We start from the raw sequence: 17,758 nt of genomic DNA, 5'->3' as shown, positions 1-17,758 counted from the left end.
GAACATTAAGCCTAGAATCAACTTTACCACTGAAGGAAGATAAGCGGTGAGATTTGCAAAATTTTTTACAATACTAACCGCTTGTTTAGGGTTAATTACAGCCTGTGATCAAAAAACAGAGCTAAAACCAACCATTACAGAAATGGATAAATCGCCAACTGAATTAACGCGAGCGATTTATTCTGCCCATTTACAGCTTGATCCTCATTTAATTAAAGCAACGGCTGACGCAGCTCCTGTTCGAGATTTACTTGTTGGTTTGATGCGGTTTAATTCAGCAGGAGAAGTCGCTCCTGCAATAGCCAAAGAGTTTTTTAGTGATGATAATAAAAATTGGCTCTTTATCTTAGATGATCAAGCTAAATGGTCGAACGGTGAAGCGGTAATTGCAGATGATTTTGTGGCAAGTTGGCAACGTCTTGCAGATAAAAATACGCGTTCTCCATTGGCTCATTATTTGATCTATATGGGTGTTGAGAATGCGAAAGAGATTATTCAAGGCACAAAAGGAAGTAATGAGTTAGGCGTTAAGGCACTAAATTCTCATACTTTACAGGTTCAACTAGCCCAAGCTAATCCAAATTTCCCTAAAATGTTGGCTCATATTGCATTATTACCAACTTATCGAGGGCAAAAACCTGAAGAATATGGCTTTATTAGTAATGGGGATTACCGTATAAAGGAACGTAGTAAAACAACCTTAACGCTACAATCACAACAGGCTGGAGCAGCCTTCCAAACAGTATTATATCAGTTGATTACGACCATTCAGAATCCTAGCCGTTTTGATATCGTGGAAAACCCATTGGCTAGTTATACTCGTAACCAAATAATGCTCCCTCGTTTATGTACCTATTTTTACGAGTTTAATTTTAACGATCCTATGTTGAAACGAAAGGAAGTTCGCCAAGCTATTCAAGCGATGTTATCGGCATCTCAAATTGCGAATGGCGTAGGAATTACCAATTATTTTGTGTTACCAAAAACAATGCTTGAAAATTCAGAGCGTCCATTGCCAAAATCCAGTGCTGAACAAATTTTGCATCAGATTGATATTGATGCAAAATCACCTATTCAAATTAGCTTAACCTATGACGATCAAGAACCTCATAGTACGATTGCAACGCGTATTGCTCGTAAGCTAGGACAATCGGATCTCTTTAGAGTAGATGAACAAGCGGTAAGTTGGGAAGAATTATTGGTAAAACGTAATGCACAACAATTTCAACTTATTCGCTCTGGCTGGTGTGCAGATTATGCAGATCCGCTCTCTTTCTTAACAATGTTCCATTCGAGTAGCCCTGATAACAAAAGTGGCTATCATAATGAAATGGTAAATCTATCATTAGAAACGTTACAATCAGGCACATTATCAAAAGCGGAGAGAGAACAAAAAATATTGGAGATCGTATATGAATTGCAAAAAGATATTGCTATCTTACCGCTTTTCCAATATCAACGTAGAGTAACAGTATTGCCTGATATTCAAGGGATTGAAATGAATAACAGTAGTGAAGTGATTTACAGCAAAGATTTATATCGACAAAACAAGGATACACAATGAACCAACTTAACGAACAACAGCTCAGTACAATTAAAGAGATTGTTCAACAATTTACACACCCAACCTTACAAAAAGATCTGTTGGCGTTGAATGCACTTAAAAAAGCAGAATTAGCAGGTGGAATTTTACGTCTTGAATTTACAATGCCATTTGCTTGGAATAGTGGATTTGCAGCACTGAAACAGGCAACGGAAGAAAAACTAAAATTAGCAGTAAATGCTAATTCAGCAAAATGGGTTATGCATTATCAAATTGCTACGTTAAAGCGTGCCAACAATCACCCCGCTGTAAATGGTGTTAAGAATATTATTGCAGTCACATCGGGTAAAGGTGGTGTAGGAAAATCAACAACGACAGTGAACTTAGCTCTCGCCTTAAAAGCTCAAGGTGCAAGAGTGGGGATTTTAGATGCGGATATTTATGGTCCATCTATTCCACATATGTTAGGAGCAGCAGATCAACGCCCAACATCGCCTGATAATAAACATATCACACCGATTGAGGCACAAGGCATTTACTCTAATTCTATCGGTTATCTAATGGAACCTGATAATGCAACTATTTGGCGTGGGCCAATGGCAAGTAGTGCATTAAGCCAGTTATTACAAGAAACGTGGTGGCCTGATTTAGATTATTTAGTTATTGATATGCCACCAGGCACAGGGGATATCCAATTAACACTTTCACAGCAAATTCCTGTTACAGGGGCTGTGGTAGTTACTACTCCACAAGATATTGCCCTACTTGATGCGATTAAAGGTATCGCAATGTTTGAACGTGTGGCAGTGCCTGTATTAGGGATTATCGAGAATATGAGCGTGCATATTTGTTCAAATTGCGGACATCACGAACATATTTTTGGTACAGGTGGGGCAAATCATGTCGCAGAAAAATATAAAACTCAGGTATTAGGTCAATTACCATTGCATATTCGTCTGCGTGAAGATCTTGATAATGGCACACCGACAGTCATTGCAGATCCTAATCACGAAATCAGCCAAGCCTATGCAGAGTTAGCATCAAAAGTAGCAGCTGAACTCTACTGGCAAGGTAGTGTTATTCCTTCAGAAATTATGATTAGAGAAGTGAAGTAAATTACGAGTAAATAAGCCTTGTATATCCTACAAGGCTTATTATCATTTAGCGGATATTTTTACTGTTTTTTCGCCCAATCTAAGAAACGTTTTTGGGTTTCTTTATCTGCTTGTTGGAACCAGTATTGTAATTGTTGCTCCGCAATATTTTCACCTTGAACCATTACTTTACCTTTTGTCGCTTTACCATTTGATGTTGGCATCATAGCTGCCATTGGGGTAACGGCAAGTGATTTTAATGATGCAACATTATCACTGCTATTATAATTTGATAAGTTTTCTACAATGTTCGCATTCGGCATAAAACCTTCACCTTTTAAGTAATCGTGTTTATATTCTAACTCTTTACCAGATGCTGTTTTTACGCTGAATTTAGGTGCTTTTTTAAATTCGGCAACATTGCTATCAGTGCGTAAATCAGGTGCGGTAATTTTAATATCTTCAGTACTACCTGCAAATGTAATGACAATAGGTTGTGATTCAAAGAAAGAGCTGTCTGAGCCTGAATGGTAAATACTGGAAACTTCGACTACAACTTGGTGTTGGTTACTATCATTGACTTCTAATTTGGTGCTTTTTTTAACTTTTTGCCCATCAAAAGCTAAAAAATTGATATTAGATGAGCTACTCACTGTTCCTGCTAAAGTGGTAGCACTGATAAATAAAGCACTCAAAGTAAATGCAATTTTGGCTAATTTCATAAAATGAACTCCTATAAAGCCGATATGACGAAAAAATTGTGCATATCCTATGCTAAATTTATGTAAATAGAAAGCAAGGAATGCGAACTAATGTCGATTTTTTATCTAAATTGTGATAGCTTTCTCAAGTTTTATTTATTTATGAGTATATCAAATGAGTGATGACCAACAGAGCATAAGCTCTTCAGAAAAAAAATCATTTTTTAAATCCTTATTTAGTGGGTTATTTCAACAAGAACCAAAAAATCGTGAAGATCTTGTCGAAGTTATTCGTGATTCTGCCGAAAATGAGCTGATAGATAGCGATACCAAAGAGATGATCGAAGGGGTAATGGAGATCTCCGAATTGCGTGTTCGCGATATAATGATCCCTCGTCCACAGATTGTTTTTATTGATGCGGATCAGCCATTAGATGCTTGTGTCGATATTATTATTGAATCGGCACATTCCCGTTTTCCCGTTATTAGAGATGGAAAAGATACCATTGAAGGTATTTTATTAGCCAAAGAATTACTCAAATATTTACGTTCAGATTCTGAGCCATTTAATATGGAAGAAATTTTACGCCCCGCAGTTATTGTGCCAGAAAGTAAACGTGTCGATAGAATGTTAAAAGAATTCCGCTCAGAGCGTTTTCATATGGCAATTGTGGTAGATGAATTTGGTGCAGTTTCAGGGTTAGTGACTATCGAAGATATTCTAGAGCAAATTGTTGGTAATATTGAAGATGAGTTTGATGAAGAAGAAATTGAACCTATTCGCCAGCTTTCTCAACATAGTTACGCTGTATTGGCATTAACCGACATAGAACGGTTTAATCAGCAATTTGCGACACAGTTTGATGATGAAGAAGTGGATACAGTTGGTGGGTTAGTCTTGCAAGCCTTTGGGTATTTGCCAAAACGGGGAGAAACCATAGAATTAAATGGTATCTTATTTAAAGTAACATCTGCAGATAGCCGCCGTTTAATTCAGTTACGAGTTACCGTAACCGATGAACAGCTTGCTTTGATGCAACAAAAAGATGGAAATCACGAGTAAAAATAGGTTGTAGAGAAACAATAATAATGGTTATTGCAAAAAAATCATCAAATCTTACCGCTTATCTTATCGGTTTAATTTCTGGGGGAATAGGTACATTTGCTTATTCCCCATTTGACTACTGGGTTGTTGCTTTTATCTCAGCAATAGGGCTGATTTGGGTGGCAACATTTTCTGAAAAACGTACTGCGTTAATCGCTACGTTTTTATGGGCGGTTAGTTATTTTGCGATTGGCGTAAATTGGGTTCACGTTAGTATGATCCAATTTGGCGGAGTGCCTGAAATTGTTAGTTATCTCGCAGTATTATTGTTAGCCTGTTATTTAGCTATTTATTATTTATTATTCAGTTACTTACTACAACGCTTTCAGTGGCATAACCCTTGGGTTATAGCCAGTGTCTTTACCTTTACCGAATATTTACGAGGGATAGTCTTTACGGGATTTCCTTGGCTACAATTTGGTTATACGCAAATTGATAGCCCATTTTGGGGAATCGCTCCGCTATTTGGAGTGGAAGGACTAACCTTTTTGGTGATGCTGATAAGCGGTTATATTGTGTGGATTTTTCGCAAATTTGCAAAAGATCGCCAGTATCCTACCGCTTGTACCGCTAAGTTAGTGATGATATTACTTATCGCTTTTACTTCGCAGTTTTTCTCTTTTATTGAAATAGATAAGCAGAAAGAGCCTACCACAATTAGTCTTGTTCAAGGAAACATTGAACAGAAAATGAAGTGGGATCCTGCACATTTTGATTTTACGGTGCAAACTTACTCTCGTTTAATTCAGCCATTGTTAGGTAAGAGTGATGTCATCGTGTTGCCAGAATCTGCAATTCCAGCGTTAGAACAGCAAATTGAGCCTTTATTAACTCGGTTGGATCAAGTTGCTCAGATGAAGCAGAGTGAAATTATTATCGGCACGTTATATCAAAGCCAACAAGGATTATTTAATAGTGCGGTGGTTTTAGGTAATCCTAAAGAACCTTATTCTTTATATAAATCAGCACGTTATAATAAACATCATCTCGTTCCTTTTGGTGAGTATGTGCCATTCGGGCAGTTGTTAGATTGGATGAGAGAGATTTTTGTATTACCCATTAACTTATCTCAAGGTGATTTTTTCCAAGCACCATTATTAGTTGCTCAACACCGTTTTAATATGGCAATTTGCTATGAAATCATTTTTGGTCATCAAGTCCAACAAAATCAAAAGATGTATAATGCCGACTATTTATTGACGATTTCAAATGATGCGTGGTTCGGTGAGAGCCAAGGGCCTTGGCAACATTTTCAAATGGCGAGAATGAGAGCATTAGAGCTAGGTAAACCGCTTATCCGATCAACAAATACAGGAATCACTGCGTTTGTTGATCATTTAGGGCAAGTTATCGCTCAAGCTCCACAGTTTGAAACAACAACATTAACCCATCAGCTTTATGCAACGAAAGGGGAAACGCCATTTGCTCGTTTTGGGCATTGGAGTATTTTTATAATCAGTGGATTATGCTTATTATTTGGCATTTTTAAACGCAGTAAAATAAGAGTGTAATTTTTAATCAGTTAAACTATTTTTATGAACTTTCTAATCAATTCACGCACTAACAGAGCGTGCATTAGAAAGAATCTACGCGTAGAAGTTAGGAGAACGCAAATAGATGAGTGAACAAATAACCGATCAGGCATTGGTTGAACGCGCACAACAAGGTGATAAAAAAGCATTTAATTTACTCGTCGTACGTTATCAAAATAGAGTAGCAGGGCTGCTAACACGCTATGTCGCACGAGACGACATTCCTGATATTGTGCAAGAATCTTTTATTAAAGCCTATCGTTCATTAGAATCTTTTCGTGGCGAAAGTGCTTTTTATACTTGGCTTTACCGAATTGCTGTAAATACCGCTAAAAATCATTTAACTGCTTTAGGCAGAAGACCTCCTAAAGAAGATATTCTCGCTGAAGATGCTGAAAGTTATGATAGTGGCGTTCAATTAAGAGAAGCAGATACCCCTGAAAATTTGGTGCTATCTGAAGAATTAAAACGTATCGTATTTGATACGATTGAGAACTTACCTGATGAATTAAAAACTGCGATTACTTTGCGGGAAATTGATGGGTTAAGTTATGAAGAAATTGCGGAAGTGATGCAGTGTCCTGTGGGAACTGTTCGCTCACGAATTTTTAGAGCTAGAGAAGCGATTGATGCGAAAGTTAATCCTTTAATGCAACAGATTTAAATATCATTGGAGTTATCTATGCAACAACGAGAAACACTTTCCGCCTATATGGACGGACATAATGTGAATGGAGAATTTACCGATACATTGTGTAAAAGTGAAGAGCTACAACAAAAATGGGCAAGTTATCACGCAGTTCGTAGTGTAATGCGTGGTGAAGATATTCTTTTAGGCAATGATTTCTCTGCGAAGATGGAAGCCTTGCTTGAGAATGAAGAGATTGAAAGAACGGCTGAAAGTGCAAAACCAAAAGGTTTGTTACTCAAGTTAAAACGTTGGGGTACGCCTTTAATGCAAGCAGGTGTTGCTGCATCGGTATGTTTAATGGCGGTTATTGGCGTTAATACCTTTAATAGTGGTGAAGAAGTTGCTACAACAGAGCAGCCTGCATTGCAGACTTTACCATTTACCAATTCTGTTCAACAAGTTAGTTATAATGCCCCAGCAAAAGACCAACCAACTGAGCAACAACTAGAATATCAACAACGTAGAATTAACGCTTTACTACAAAATCACGAATTACAACGCCGCACAAGTGCAGGTTCTGTTGTATTAAGTGAAGAAGAAAAATCTAAAGCACAAACTTCTTCGACAGAGACAAATAAAGATAAATAATAATAATAAAAAAACCTGCTTATTTGGCAGGTTTTTTTATTCAAGGCGATTAACTCTCACGTTTAACTATAAAACTAGCCAATTCAGCTAGCGCTGTGGTATCAAATGGGAGTTGTGCTAAAGATAAAAGAGCTACTTGATAGAGGTCTTCGGCTTTTTGTTTTGCTCCATCTAAACCAAGTAGTTTAGGGTAGGTACTCTTATTTAAAGCCTGATCTGCTCCTACGGTTTTTCCTATTTTTTCACTTTGTCCGATAACATCTAAAATATCATCTTGTACTTGAAATGCTAAACCAATAGCTTGGGCGTAGCGTGTTAAGTGTTGTTTAATTTGTTGATTATCCACATATTTTGATAAATTAAACCCCATTAACACAGAAGCTAAAATCAAAGCACCTGTTTTATTACGGTGAATTAGCTCCAATTCACTAAGTGAAACACTTTTATTTTCAGATAACAGATCTAAACTTTGCCCCAAGCACATTCCTTTTGCTCCAGATGAGCTTGCAAGTAGTTGAATTTGTAGGATCTTTTGTTTTTCTGAAATGGTAGGATCTTGACTTAATAATTCAAAAGCAAAGGTTTGCAAAGCATCGCCTGCTAAAATAGCGGTTGCTTCATCAAATGCAATATGGCAAGTCGGTTTACCTCGACGAAGAGTATCATTATCCATTGCGGGTAAATCATCGTGAACTAGCGAATAAGCGTGAATAGCTTCCATTGCTCCTGCAGAGTGATCGAGTTGTTCTAATGGAACACCTAACATTTTTCCCGTCGTATAAATTAAAAACGGTCGAACTCGTTTTCCACCAAGCAACACAGCATAAGACATTGCATCAATAAGCGGTGAGTTAAAATTATCATATTGCGTTAATTGGGTTGCAAGAAAATCATTAACACGTTGCTGGCATTGCGTAAGCTCGTGAGAAAGTTGATATGTCATTATTGATAATCCACCAATTCACTGTCTTGATCTTTTTGTAAGAGAATTTGAATACGTTGTTCTGCTTTTTGTAAGCGTTCTTGCCCTTGCTGAACCAGTTTAATAGCGGTTTCAAACTCAGTTAGGGCTTCTTCAAGAGGAAGATCGCCTGATTCTAAACGACCGACAATTTCTTCCAGCTCTTTAAGTGTTGTCTCAAAATCTTGGGTTGGTTTCTTTGCCACGATAGTTTCCTTAGTATTTATAATGTAAATTATTCTGAACTAACTTGTTGTAAATATTGTGATAATTGATAGAAAGTTAATTTCCCACTTGCAACATCCACCATTATGTCATCTAATCCTATATCTGCTTGAATTTCAATACCTTGTAGATCGAGATAAGTTAGCATTGTTACCATTGCAGTACGCTTATTTCCATCAGGAAATGCGTGGGCTTTAGCTATTGCTATCGCATAAAGTGCAGCAATATCAAATACATTATTGGTATTTTCATAAAGCATCCAATTATCAATACGAGCTAAAGCACTATCTAGTTTGCCAATATCGGCAAAACCTTTTAATCCAGGCTCATTTTTTAAGATAACCTGATGTATTGCGAGGACTAGTTCAATATCGATCATTTATAAGCAAGGGCTTTAATTTCTTTGTTGTGCGTTTTTATCACTCGTTTAGCAGCGGCTAATGCAACACGTTTTCCCGCTTCACCTTTTAGCTCCATCTTTACAGGTTGGTTGTTTGATTTCATTGTATTTCCCTTATAACGTTAGAAATTTTGTGATTTATGTTCCCTATCTTAATCTTAAGCATAAGGTGCGTCAATCTAGCTTTATATAATATGTGCTGAATTATTCAATACATTCAAAAGTGGAAAATTTCGTAAATTTCCGCTATTGTGCCAATTTCAAAAAGGAGAGTGAATGTGAAAGTCACGCAATTAAATATATATCCAATCAAATCGTCAAAGGCTTATGTTGTAGAACAAGCTTTTGTTCATCCGCAAGGTTTGAATTTTGACCGAGAATTTATGATTACCGAATCTGATGGTACATTTATTACAGCTCGTAAAGAGAAAGTGCTCTATCAGTTAGCTGCTTTTCCATTTTCAACTGGCGTCGTAATTCGTGCAGATAATGGGGAACAATGTATCGTGTATTATCGTGATTTTGTAAAAAGTGCTGATAGCGAAGTTTGGGGAACTCACTTTTCGTCTTGGATTGCTCATCATTCCGTTAATCAGTGGTTGAGTGGTTTGTTTGGGCGAGAAGTTCAACTTCGTTGGCTTGGAGAGAAAAGCCAACGCCAAGTGGCGAATTTTGAACCTAATCCAATGAGCTTTGCGGATAGCAATCCAATTTTGTTAGTTTCACAACAATCTTTAAAACAAGTGCAAGAATGGTCGCCAGTTCCTGTTACAATGGAACAGTTTCGTGGCAATATTGTCATAGATGGCGATTTAGCTTTTGAAGAAGAGCAGTGGCAACGCATTCAAATCGGCGATGTGATATTGCGTTTTGCTCAATGTTGTACTCGCTGTGTTTTGATTACTCGTAATTTAGATACCTTAGAGTTTGATCCCAAAGCTGAACCCTTTAGAACACTTAAACAGCACCATACGAATGAAAAAGGCAAACCATTATTTGGTATTCATCTAGTACCCGAAAATAGTGGCGTTATTCGTGTTGGTGATACCATTACTTTATTAGACTAAGGTCTTTATATGCAAAAAAAACGTTCCATTTTATTCCCAATATTCTTCTTTATTGGTCTTAATTTAATCATTTTCACTTTATCTCGTATCGGACTGTCTCTTTGGCAAGCAGAACGTATTACTGCCGTTGATGGTTGGGTACGTTTATTCTTACAAGGGTTACGCATTGATATTGTTTCCATTTGTTATCTTTTTGGCGTACCTGCACTTTTTAGCGTACTCTTTTTGAATAACAATATATTAGGCACTATTTGGCAGAAAATTTTACGCATTTGGCTCACTGTCGGAAGTGTCTTTATTCTGTTTATGGAAGTCGCAACACCTGCATTTATTGAAACTTACGATTTCCGTCCAAACCGTTTATTTATTGAATATTTGCTTTACCCGAAAGAAGTTTTCTCGATGTTAGCGAATGGACATCTTGTAGCGGTATTATCTAGCTTAATTGTTACCGTAATTGCGAGTGTGATTTATTGGAAATTATCTGGCTGGGCGGTTAAAAATTTACAGCTACCAAGCTGGAAATGGCGACCAGTCATTGCCTTAGTGATTATTGCGGTTTCTTTTGTTGGGGCTCGCTCCACTTTAAATCATCGTGGTATCAATCCAGCAATGGTGGCATTTTCAGGCGATCCGTTAGTTAATTCACTCGTACTTAACTCAGGTTACTCTGTCTTATATGCTGCACAACAATTAAAAGATGAAGACAAGTCATCGGAACAGTATGGAAAAATGCCTGTTGATGAGATGCTAAGCATTGTCAAAGCAAGTCGTGGACGTGCCGAAAGCGATTATATTTCTGCAGAGTACCCCACTTTAACTCGCAATAAAGCGACCTATCAAGGTAAACCTAAAAATATCGTGATTCTATTAGAAGAAAGTTTAGGGGCTCAATTTGTAGGGACTTTAGGAGGCAAACCGCTTACGCCTGAATTTGATAAATTGGCTCAAGAAGGTTGGTTATTTGAGAATTTATATGCCACAGGAACTCGTTCAGTGCGTGGAATTGAAGCGGTTACCGCAGGTTTTACACCCACTCCCGCTCGTGCAACGGTAAAACTAACAAAAAGCCAGAATGGTTTCTTTACTATTGCCGATTTACTAGGGCGTCAAGGCTATCACACGTCGTTTATTTACGGTGGTGAGAAACACTTTGATAATATGGCAAGCTATTTCTACGGAAATGGTTTCCAAAAAATTATTGATGAGAAGGATTACAAAAATCCAAAATTTGTCGCCACTTGGGGAATGAGTGATGAAGACTTGTTTGATAAAGCGAATGAAACCTTTACAGAATTAGCCAAAGGTGATCAACCATTCTTTAGCTTAGTCTTTACCTCAAGTAATCACGACCCATTTGAATTTCCAGATGGAAAAATTGAACTGTTTGATAAAGAAAAACAGACCCGTAATAATGCAGCAAAATATGCAGATTACGCCCTAGGCTATTTCTTCAAATTAGCGAAACAATCAAACTATTGGAAAGATACCATTTTCTTAGTGATTGCTGATCACGATTCTCGAGTTGGTGGAGCGGAATTAGTACCCGTTAAAAACTTCCATATTCCAGCGTTAATTTTAGGGGAAGGGATTGAAGCAAAACGTGATCCACGTTTAGTCAGCCAAATTGATATGCCGACTACATTACTTTCATTGGCTGGGATAAGTGGTGATTACCCAATGATCGGTTATGATCTTACTCAACAGGTTGATCCAAATCGTGCCTTTATGCAATATGATCAAACCCAAGCAATGATGAAAGGGAATGATGTGATTATTCTTCAGCCAAATACGGCGGCTAAAGGTTATGAATATAATCCGCAGAATAATCAACTTACTGTAAAAGAACAGCCAGAAACAATGAAAAAAGAAGCCTTAGCTCACGCATTGTTAGGTAGCTATTTGTATAACAAACAGCTGTATAAGTTACCTAAAACAGCAAATTAAGTTATTAAGCGTATCATCTTATAGTTCTTGCTGTATTTAAAAGCCGGTTGAGTTTAATATTTATCTTTTATATCAAACTTGATCGGCGATACACATTGAGTGAATAAAGATTATCGCCAATTTTTTCAGCATTTTCTTGCACTTCTACAAAGACAAAACCACAACGTTGAGCCACTGCATTACTGCGGGAATTGTGAGTTGCACAGCGTAAAATATAATGGGTAAATTGATCTTGAGTCGCATTGATAATTGCATTAACCGCTTGTGTAACAATGCCTTGCCCTTGCATTTCAGGCGAAAGCCAGTAACCGATGTGGGCTGTTCTGTTTTCCCAATCAATCGGCTTATTAAAACTAATTGTTCCTACCGCTTTTCCTTGCCAACAAATCGCCCAAACAAAAGATTCACCACTTTCGGCTTCCTTTTCACACAATTTCACAAAATTCTGTGAGTCTTCCAACTTATGCGTAAATCTTGTCCAATGGACAAATTGAGATAAATAATCACGATGGCGATCAATCTGTGTAAAAATGGCTTCACTATGCCCATCGTTGATTTTCTCAAGTAGAATTTCATTATTTATTACAATCTGTTGCGGTAGCTTGTACATCATTTTATTCCTCTTTAAATCAATAAGAATTGGAATTTACGCTCAAAAATTTTACATATCAAGCAACAAGCGGTCTGTTTTTACAAAAATTTTGCAATTTTTTGTCGTTTCCCCTTGAAAAGTAAATTCTTACCACCAAATAGCTCCCCGTTACCCTAAAATCAGGGCAAATATTTTAATCTACAAGGCTATAAGGAGCTATTTCAATGAAAATTCGTCCATTACACGATAAAGTTATTTTAAAACGTGAAGAAGAGGAAACTAAATCAGCAGGCGGTATCGTATTGACAGGTTCCGCTGCAACAAAATCAACTCGTGGTAAAGTATTAGCGGTCGGTAACGGTCGTACTTTAGATAATGGCACAGTGCTCCCGTTAAATGTGAAAGTGGGCGATGTAGTTATCTTTAATGAGTATGGCGTAAAAGCAGAAAAAATTGACGGCGAAGAAGTATTAATTCTTTCTGAAGATAATATTTTAGCAATCGTAGAATAATTGAAATAATAGGAAAATAAAAAATGGCAGCAAAAGACGTAAAATTTGGCAATGATGCACGCGTTAAAATGTTAAACGGTGTGAATGTATTAGCAGACGCAGTGAAAGTAACTTTAGGCCCTAAAGGTCGTAACGTAGTATTAGATAAAGCATTTGGTGCACCAACGATCACTAAAGATGGTGTTTCGGTTGCTCGTGAGATCGAATTAGAAGATAAATTCGAAAATATGGGTGCACAAATGGTAAAAGAAGTTGCGTCAAAAGCGAATGATGCGGCAGGTGATGGTACAACGACTGCAACGGTATTAGCACAAGCTATCGTAAATGAAGGCTTAAAAGCAGTTGCGGCAGGAATGAATCCGATGGATTTAAAACGTGGTATTGATAAAGCCGTTACCGCTGTGGTTGAAGAATTAAAAACACTTTCTAAACCTTGTGAAACATCGAAAGAGATTGAGCAAGTAGGGACAATTTCTGCAAACTCAGACAGCACTGTGGGTAAATTGATCGCTCAAGCAATGGAAAAAGTAGGCAAAGAAGGCGTAATTACTGTTGAAGACGGTACAGGTTTAGAAGATGCTTTAGATGTGGTGGAAGGTATGCAGTTTGATCGTGGTTACTTATCACCATACTTCATCAATAAACCTGAAGCAGGTACAGTTGAGTTAGAAAATCCATATATTTTGTTAGTTGATAAAAAAATCAGCAACATTCGTGAAATCCTTCCTGTATTAGAAGCGGTAGCAAAAGCAGCGAAACCATTGTTAATTATTGCAGAAGATATTGAAGGCGAAGCATTAGCAACTTTAGTTGTGAATACAATGCGTGGTATTGTGAAAGTCGCAGCAGTTAAAGCACCGGGCTTTGGTGATCGCCGTAAAGCAATGTTACAAGATATTGCGATTTTAACAGCAGGTACAGTGATTTCAGAAGAAATCGGTATGGAATTAGAGAAAGCAACGCTTGAAGAACTCGGTCAAGCGAAACGTGTTGTAATTTCAAAAGACAATACCACTATTATTGACGGTATTGGTGATGAAGCACAAATTAAAGGTCGTGTTGCTCAAATTCGTCAGCAAATCGAAGATTCAACATCAGATTATGACAAAGAAAAACTACAAGAACGTGTAGCGAAATTAGCTGGCGGTGTTGCAGTGATTAAAGTTGGTGCAGCGACTGAAGTTGAAATGAAAGAGAAGAAAGATCGTGTTGATGATGCACTTCACGCAACTCGTGCAGCGGTTGAAGAAGGTATCGTTGCTGGTGGTGGCGTAGCATTAGTTCGTGCTGCAAGCAAAGTAGCAACAACCTTAAAAGGCGATAATGAAGAACAAAACGTGGGTATTAAACTGGCATTGCGTGCGATGGAAGCTCCACTTCGCCAAATCGTAACCAATGCAGGTGAAGAAGCATCAGTTGTTGCTCGTAATGTAAAAGATGGTAGTGGCAACTATGGCTATAATGCGGCGACAGAACAATATGGCGATATGTTAGAAATGGGTATCTTAGACCCAACTAAAGTAACTCGTTCAGCATTACAATTTGCAGCCTCTATCGCAGGGTTAATGATCACCACAGAATGTATGATCACTGATTTACCTAAAGATGAAAAAGCGGACTTAGGTGCTGGAATGGGCGGTATGGGTGGAATGGGCGGAATGATGTAATTCATTGCCATACACATAAATAATAGACTAAGGCTTAATTTCTCGTATTGGGGAATTAAGTCTTTTTTTCTTGCAAAAAATTTTCCCAATCCCACCGCTTGTAAGCTATAATAACAAAAAATACTGTATAAAATCACATAAAAGAGGCGTTTTGATGGATTTTTCTTTATTATTAGACGGATTAAATGATAAACAGCGAGAAGCAGTAGCGGCTCCATTAGGTAACTATCTTGTATTAGCTGGGGCTGGCAGTGGTAAAACTCGGGTATTAACACACCGCATAGCTTGGTTAATTGGGGTGGAAAATATTCCCGAAGCGAGCATTTTAGCGGTTACATTTACCAATAAAGCCGCAGCAGAAATGCGTCATCGCATTGAACATACGTTATCTCAATCTAGTGATCATCGACTATTTGGAATGTGGGTCGGGACTTTCCATAGTATCGCTAATCGTTTACTGAGAATGCACTACCTTGATGCAAATCTTCCGCAAGATTTTCAAATTATGGATAGTGAAGATCAACAACGCCTAATTAAACGCTTATTGAAATTACATAATATTGATGAAAAACATTTTCCACCAAAACAAGTGGCGTGGTTTATCAATGCTAAGAAAGATCTAGGATTACGAGCAAAAGACATTGAACGTAGTGATGATGTTAATACCCAAAAATTAGTACAAATTTATCAGATCTACCAAGATGCTTGTGATCGTGCAGGTTTACTCGATTTTGCAGAGCTACTCATTAGAACCTATGAGCTATTTAAACAAAATAAATTGATTTTACAGCGTTATCAGCAACGATTTCGACAAATTCTCATTGATGAGTTTCAAGATACCAACAACATTCAGTATGACTTAATTCATTTACTTGCAGGCAATAGTAGCAATGTAATGATTGTTGGTGATGATGACCAATCAATTTATGGCTGGCGTGGTGCTCAAGTTGAGAATATCCAACGCTTTTTAGATGATTATACCAATGCACAAACAATTCGTTTAGAGCAGAATTATCGCTCTACGGGGAATATTTTAAGTGCTGCTAATGGGTTGATTGCCAATAATGAAAACCGCTTAGGTAAGAATTTGTGGACGGATAGTGGAGATGGTGAGCCCGTTGATATTTATTGTGCCTTCAATGAGCTTGATGAAGCCCGTTTTGTAGCATCACAAATTAAACAATGGAAAGAAGATGAAGGCGAGCTAAATCAATGTGCGGTGCTTTATCGTAGCAACAGCCAATCGCGTGTTATTGAAGAAGCTCTTATTCAAGCAAGTATTCCTTATCGTATTTATGGCGGAATGCGATTCTTTGAACGCCAAGAAATCAAAGATGCTTTAGCATATTTACGTTTAATTGCTAACCGCCAAGATGATGCTGCTTTTGAACGTGTGGTAAATACGCCACCGCGTAGTATCGGCGATCGTACGTTAGATATTTTGCGACAGCTCACTCGTACACGCCAAATTACTTTATGGCAAGCTATTCAAGTTGCTGTTCAAGCAGAGCAACTTTCAGGGCGAGCTGCATCGGCTTTATTACGTTTTGTGGATTTAATCAATGCACTTGAGCAAGAAACAGAACAAATGTCACTTTTTGAGCAAACTGATTTTGTTATCCGTAAGTCTGGCTTATACGAAATGTATAAACAAGAGAAAGGGGAAAAAGGCGAAGTTCGTATTGAAAACTTGGAAGAATTAGTAACTGCTGCACGCCAATTTAATAAACCTGATGAAGCAGAAGAAATGAGCGATCTAACCGCTTTTTTAACTCACGCATCATTAGAATCAGGTGAGACACAAGCATCACCACATCAAGATTATGTGGAGCTGATGACTTTACACTCAGCAAAAGGGCTTGAATTTCCAAGAGTATTTATTGTTGGTGTAGAAGAAGGCATTTTTCCAAGCGGAATGAGTTTTGACGAAGGGCGTTTACAAGAAGAACGGCGTTTAGCTTATGTCGGTATTACTCGAGCGAAAAAGAAACTCACAATTAGCTATGCGGAAAGCCGTCGTTTATATGGTAAAGAAGAGCGTCATTTACCTTCCCGATTTATTGCCGAATTACCTGAAGAGCACATTCGAGAAGTCCGTTTGCGTGGTAATATCAATCGACCTGCTCACTTTTTTGCAAAAAATTCCCCAAAACCAACCGCTTCTGTACTTGAGGATAGCCCTTGGAAGATGGGGCAAAAAGTCCGTCACGAGAAATTTGGACAAGGTACAATCATCAATGTCGAAGGCAGTGGCGATCAAACTCGCTTACAGGTTGCTTTTGTACAACAAGGGATTAAATGGTTGATTGCCAAAATGGCAAATTTAGAAAAGGCGTAGCATTAGAAAAGTGAGCAAGAGAAAAATGAAACAGAGTGTTTATGATAATCCGATTTTTTTTGCTAATTATTTAAAGTTGCGTGAGAACCCGATTAGCCTAAATGAGATAGTTGAAAAGCCGACAATGTTCTCGCTTTTGCCCGATCTTAATCACAAGCAAGTGCTTGATTTAGGTTGTGGCGTGGGAGAGCATCTTCTCCATTATTTGCAACAAGGTGCGAAAAAAGTGGTGGGCTTAGATCTTTCTCAATCAATGCTAGCACAAGCAGAGCAAGGTTTTGCAAAAAATGGTTATGATCAAACCGCTTATCATTGTTATTGTTTACCAATGGAGCAGTTAGATCAAATTGAAGAAACTAATTTTGATTTGGTGACGAGTTCTTTTGCTTTTCACTATGTTGAAGATCTGAAAGGTTTATTACAACGTATTCATTCAAAACTAGCTCCCAATGGTATGTTAGTTTTTTCCCAAGAACACCCAATAACGACCTGCTTTCGTGAAGGAGAACGCTGGGTTAAAGACCAAAATAAACAACAAATAGCCTATCGTCTTAGTTTTTACCGAGAAGAAGGACTACGAAATAGAAATTGGTTTCAGCAACCTTTCAGAACTTATCATAGAACCACTGCGACTATTTTAAATAGCTTAATTGATGTAGGATTTGAGATTATAAGAGTAGAAGAGCCTATGTTAGCAGAGCAGACAGAATGGCATAATGAGTTTAAAGATTTACGTCATCGTCCGCCATTACTGTTTATAAAATCAGTGAAAAGAGTCGATATAAGATAATTTAT

The 17,758-nt window shown here is 37.7% G+C and carries 18 protein-coding genes; 12 read left to right on the top strand and 6 right to left on the bottom strand.

What is annotated here, in order from left to right; translation table 11 throughout:
* Window positions 1-46 precede the first annotated feature (46 nt).
* Together A1D25_RS10045 and apbC are read left to right on the top strand one after the other, a co-directional pair.
* On the top strand, window positions 47-1,564 hold the full coding sequence (locus A1D25_RS10045; RefSeq protein WP_157395540.1) for a peptide ABC transporter substrate-binding protein: 1,518 nt from the start codon (window positions 47-49) through the stop codon (window positions 1,562-1,564).
* Window positions 1,561-2,658: an iron-sulfur cluster carrier protein ApbC gene (gene apbC, locus A1D25_RS10040; RefSeq protein WP_157395539.1), complete on the top strand. Its 1,098-nt coding sequence runs from the start codon at window positions 1,561-1,563 to the stop codon at window positions 2,656-2,658. Before A1D25_RS10045 ends, apbC begins: the two co-directional genes overlap by 4 nt.
* A gap of 59 nt (window positions 2,659-2,717) precedes the next feature.
* On the opposite strand, the gene A1D25_RS10035 is transcribed toward apbC, so the two are convergent.
* Complete coding sequence (locus A1D25_RS10035; RefSeq protein ID WP_157395538.1) at window positions 2,718-3,359, bottom strand: curli polymerization inhibitor CsgI-related protein; 642 nt, start codon at window positions 3,357-3,359, stop codon at window positions 2,718-2,720.
* 154 nt (window positions 3,360-3,513) lie between these two features.
* On the opposite strand from A1D25_RS10035, the gene corC reads away from it, so the two are divergent.
* From corC to A1D25_RS10015, 4 genes are all read left to right on the top strand, one after another.
* The gene (gene corC, locus A1D25_RS10030) at window positions 3,514-4,401 is read left to right on the top strand and encodes a CNNM family magnesium/cobalt transport protein CorC (protein ID WP_157395537.1); all 888 of its coding nucleotides are present in this window, start codon (window positions 3,514-3,516) and stop codon (window positions 4,399-4,401) included.
* Between the two features lie 26 nt (window positions 4,402-4,427).
* Entirely contained in the window at window positions 4,428-5,954 is a 1,527-nt protein-coding gene (lnt, locus tag A1D25_RS10025) for an apolipoprotein N-acyltransferase (RefSeq protein WP_157395536.1), read from the top strand.
* A 106-nt stretch (window positions 5,955-6,060) separates the two neighbouring features.
* Window positions 6,061-6,639, top strand: a complete 579-nt coding sequence (gene rpoE / locus A1D25_RS10020) for an RNA polymerase sigma factor RpoE (protein ID WP_157395535.1) — start codon at window positions 6,061-6,063, stop codon at window positions 6,637-6,639.
* Window positions 6,640-6,657: 18 nt separating this feature from the next.
* Window positions 6,658-7,254, top strand: coding sequence for a sigma-E factor negative regulatory protein (locus tag A1D25_RS10015; protein WP_157395534.1), 597 nt, complete (start codon window positions 6,658-6,660; stop codon window positions 7,252-7,254).
* 49 nt (window positions 7,255-7,303) lie between these two features.
* On the opposite strand, the gene ispA is transcribed toward A1D25_RS10015, so the two are convergent.
* From ispA to A1D25_RS11200, 4 genes are read right to left on the bottom strand one after another with little or no spacing between them, the layout of a single operon-like run.
* A complete protein-coding gene (gene ispA, locus A1D25_RS10010) occupies window positions 7,304-8,197 on the bottom strand; it encodes a (2E,6E)-farnesyl diphosphate synthase (RefSeq protein ID WP_157395533.1) in 894 nt (297 codons plus the stop codon).
* A complete protein-coding gene (gene xseB, locus A1D25_RS10005) occupies window positions 8,197-8,421 on the bottom strand; it encodes an exodeoxyribonuclease VII small subunit (protein ID WP_157395532.1) in 225 nt (74 codons plus the stop codon). Before xseB ends, ispA begins: the two co-directional genes overlap by 1 nt.
* Window positions 8,422-8,450: 29 nt before the next feature.
* Window positions 8,451-8,819: a type II toxin-antitoxin system death-on-curing family toxin gene (locus tag A1D25_RS10000; RefSeq protein WP_157395531.1), complete on the bottom strand. Its 369-nt coding sequence runs from the start codon at window positions 8,817-8,819 to the stop codon at window positions 8,451-8,453.
* On the bottom strand, window positions 8,816-8,944 hold the full coding sequence (locus tag A1D25_RS11200; RefSeq protein WP_275895814.1) for a hypothetical protein: 129 nt from the start codon (window positions 8,942-8,944) through the stop codon (window positions 8,816-8,818). Before A1D25_RS11200 ends, A1D25_RS10000 begins: the two co-directional genes overlap by 4 nt.
* A gap of 174 nt (window positions 8,945-9,118) precedes the next feature.
* Between A1D25_RS11200 and A1D25_RS09995 the strand changes: the two genes are divergently transcribed.
* Together A1D25_RS09995 and A1D25_RS09990 are read left to right on the top strand one after the other, a co-directional pair.
* Window positions 9,119-9,907 carry an MOSC domain-containing protein gene (locus A1D25_RS09995; protein ID WP_157395530.1) on the top strand — a complete coding sequence of 263 codons (789 nt, stop codon included), beginning with the start codon at window positions 9,119-9,121 and terminating at the stop codon, window positions 9,905-9,907.
* A gap of 9 nt (window positions 9,908-9,916) precedes the next feature.
* The gene (locus A1D25_RS09990) at window positions 9,917-11,854 is read left to right on the top strand and encodes an LTA synthase family protein (RefSeq protein ID WP_157395529.1); all 1,938 of its coding nucleotides are present in this window, start codon (window positions 9,917-9,919) and stop codon (window positions 11,852-11,854) included.
* A gap of 67 nt (window positions 11,855-11,921) precedes the next feature.
* Here A1D25_RS09990 and A1D25_RS09985 read toward each other — a convergent pair whose 3' ends face one another.
* On the bottom strand, window positions 11,922-12,467 hold the full coding sequence (locus A1D25_RS09985; RefSeq protein ID WP_157395528.1) for a GNAT family N-acetyltransferase: 546 nt from the start codon (window positions 12,465-12,467) through the stop codon (window positions 11,922-11,924).
* Window positions 12,468-12,670: 203 nt separating this feature from the next.
* On the opposite strand from A1D25_RS09985, the gene A1D25_RS09980 reads away from it, so the two are divergent.
* The 4 genes from A1D25_RS09980 (at window position 12,671) to A1D25_RS09965 (ending at window position 17,753) form a co-directional block, all read left to right on the top strand.
* The gene (locus A1D25_RS09980; protein WP_157395527.1) at window positions 12,671-12,958 is read left to right on the top strand and encodes a co-chaperone GroES; all 288 of its coding nucleotides are present in this window, start codon (window positions 12,671-12,673) and stop codon (window positions 12,956-12,958) included.
* Between the two features lie 23 nt (window positions 12,959-12,981).
* Complete coding sequence (gene groL, locus A1D25_RS09975) at window positions 12,982-14,625, top strand: chaperonin GroEL (protein ID WP_157395526.1); 1,644 nt, start codon at window positions 12,982-12,984, stop codon at window positions 14,623-14,625.
* A 154-nt stretch (window positions 14,626-14,779) separates the two neighbouring features.
* Window positions 14,780-16,963 (top strand): DNA helicase II, encoded by a 2,184-nt coding sequence (gene uvrD, locus A1D25_RS09970; RefSeq protein ID WP_157395525.1) that lies wholly within the window; start codon window positions 14,780-14,782, stop codon window positions 16,961-16,963.
* 25 nt (window positions 16,964-16,988) lie between these two features.
* Window positions 16,989-17,753, top strand: a complete 765-nt coding sequence (locus tag A1D25_RS09965; protein ID WP_157395524.1) for a class I SAM-dependent methyltransferase — start codon at window positions 16,989-16,991, stop codon at window positions 17,751-17,753.
* Window positions 17,754-17,758 lie beyond the last annotated feature (5 nt).

Origin of the sequence: Ursidibacter arcticus (genome assembly GCF_009761375.1) — a bacterium.
Classification (GTDB): domain Bacteria; phylum Pseudomonadota; class Gammaproteobacteria; order Enterobacterales; family Pasteurellaceae; genus Ursidibacter; species Ursidibacter arcticus.
The sequence above is the reverse complement of the archived record's forward strand: the minus strand, read 5'-3'. Positions and strand labels throughout refer to the sequence as shown.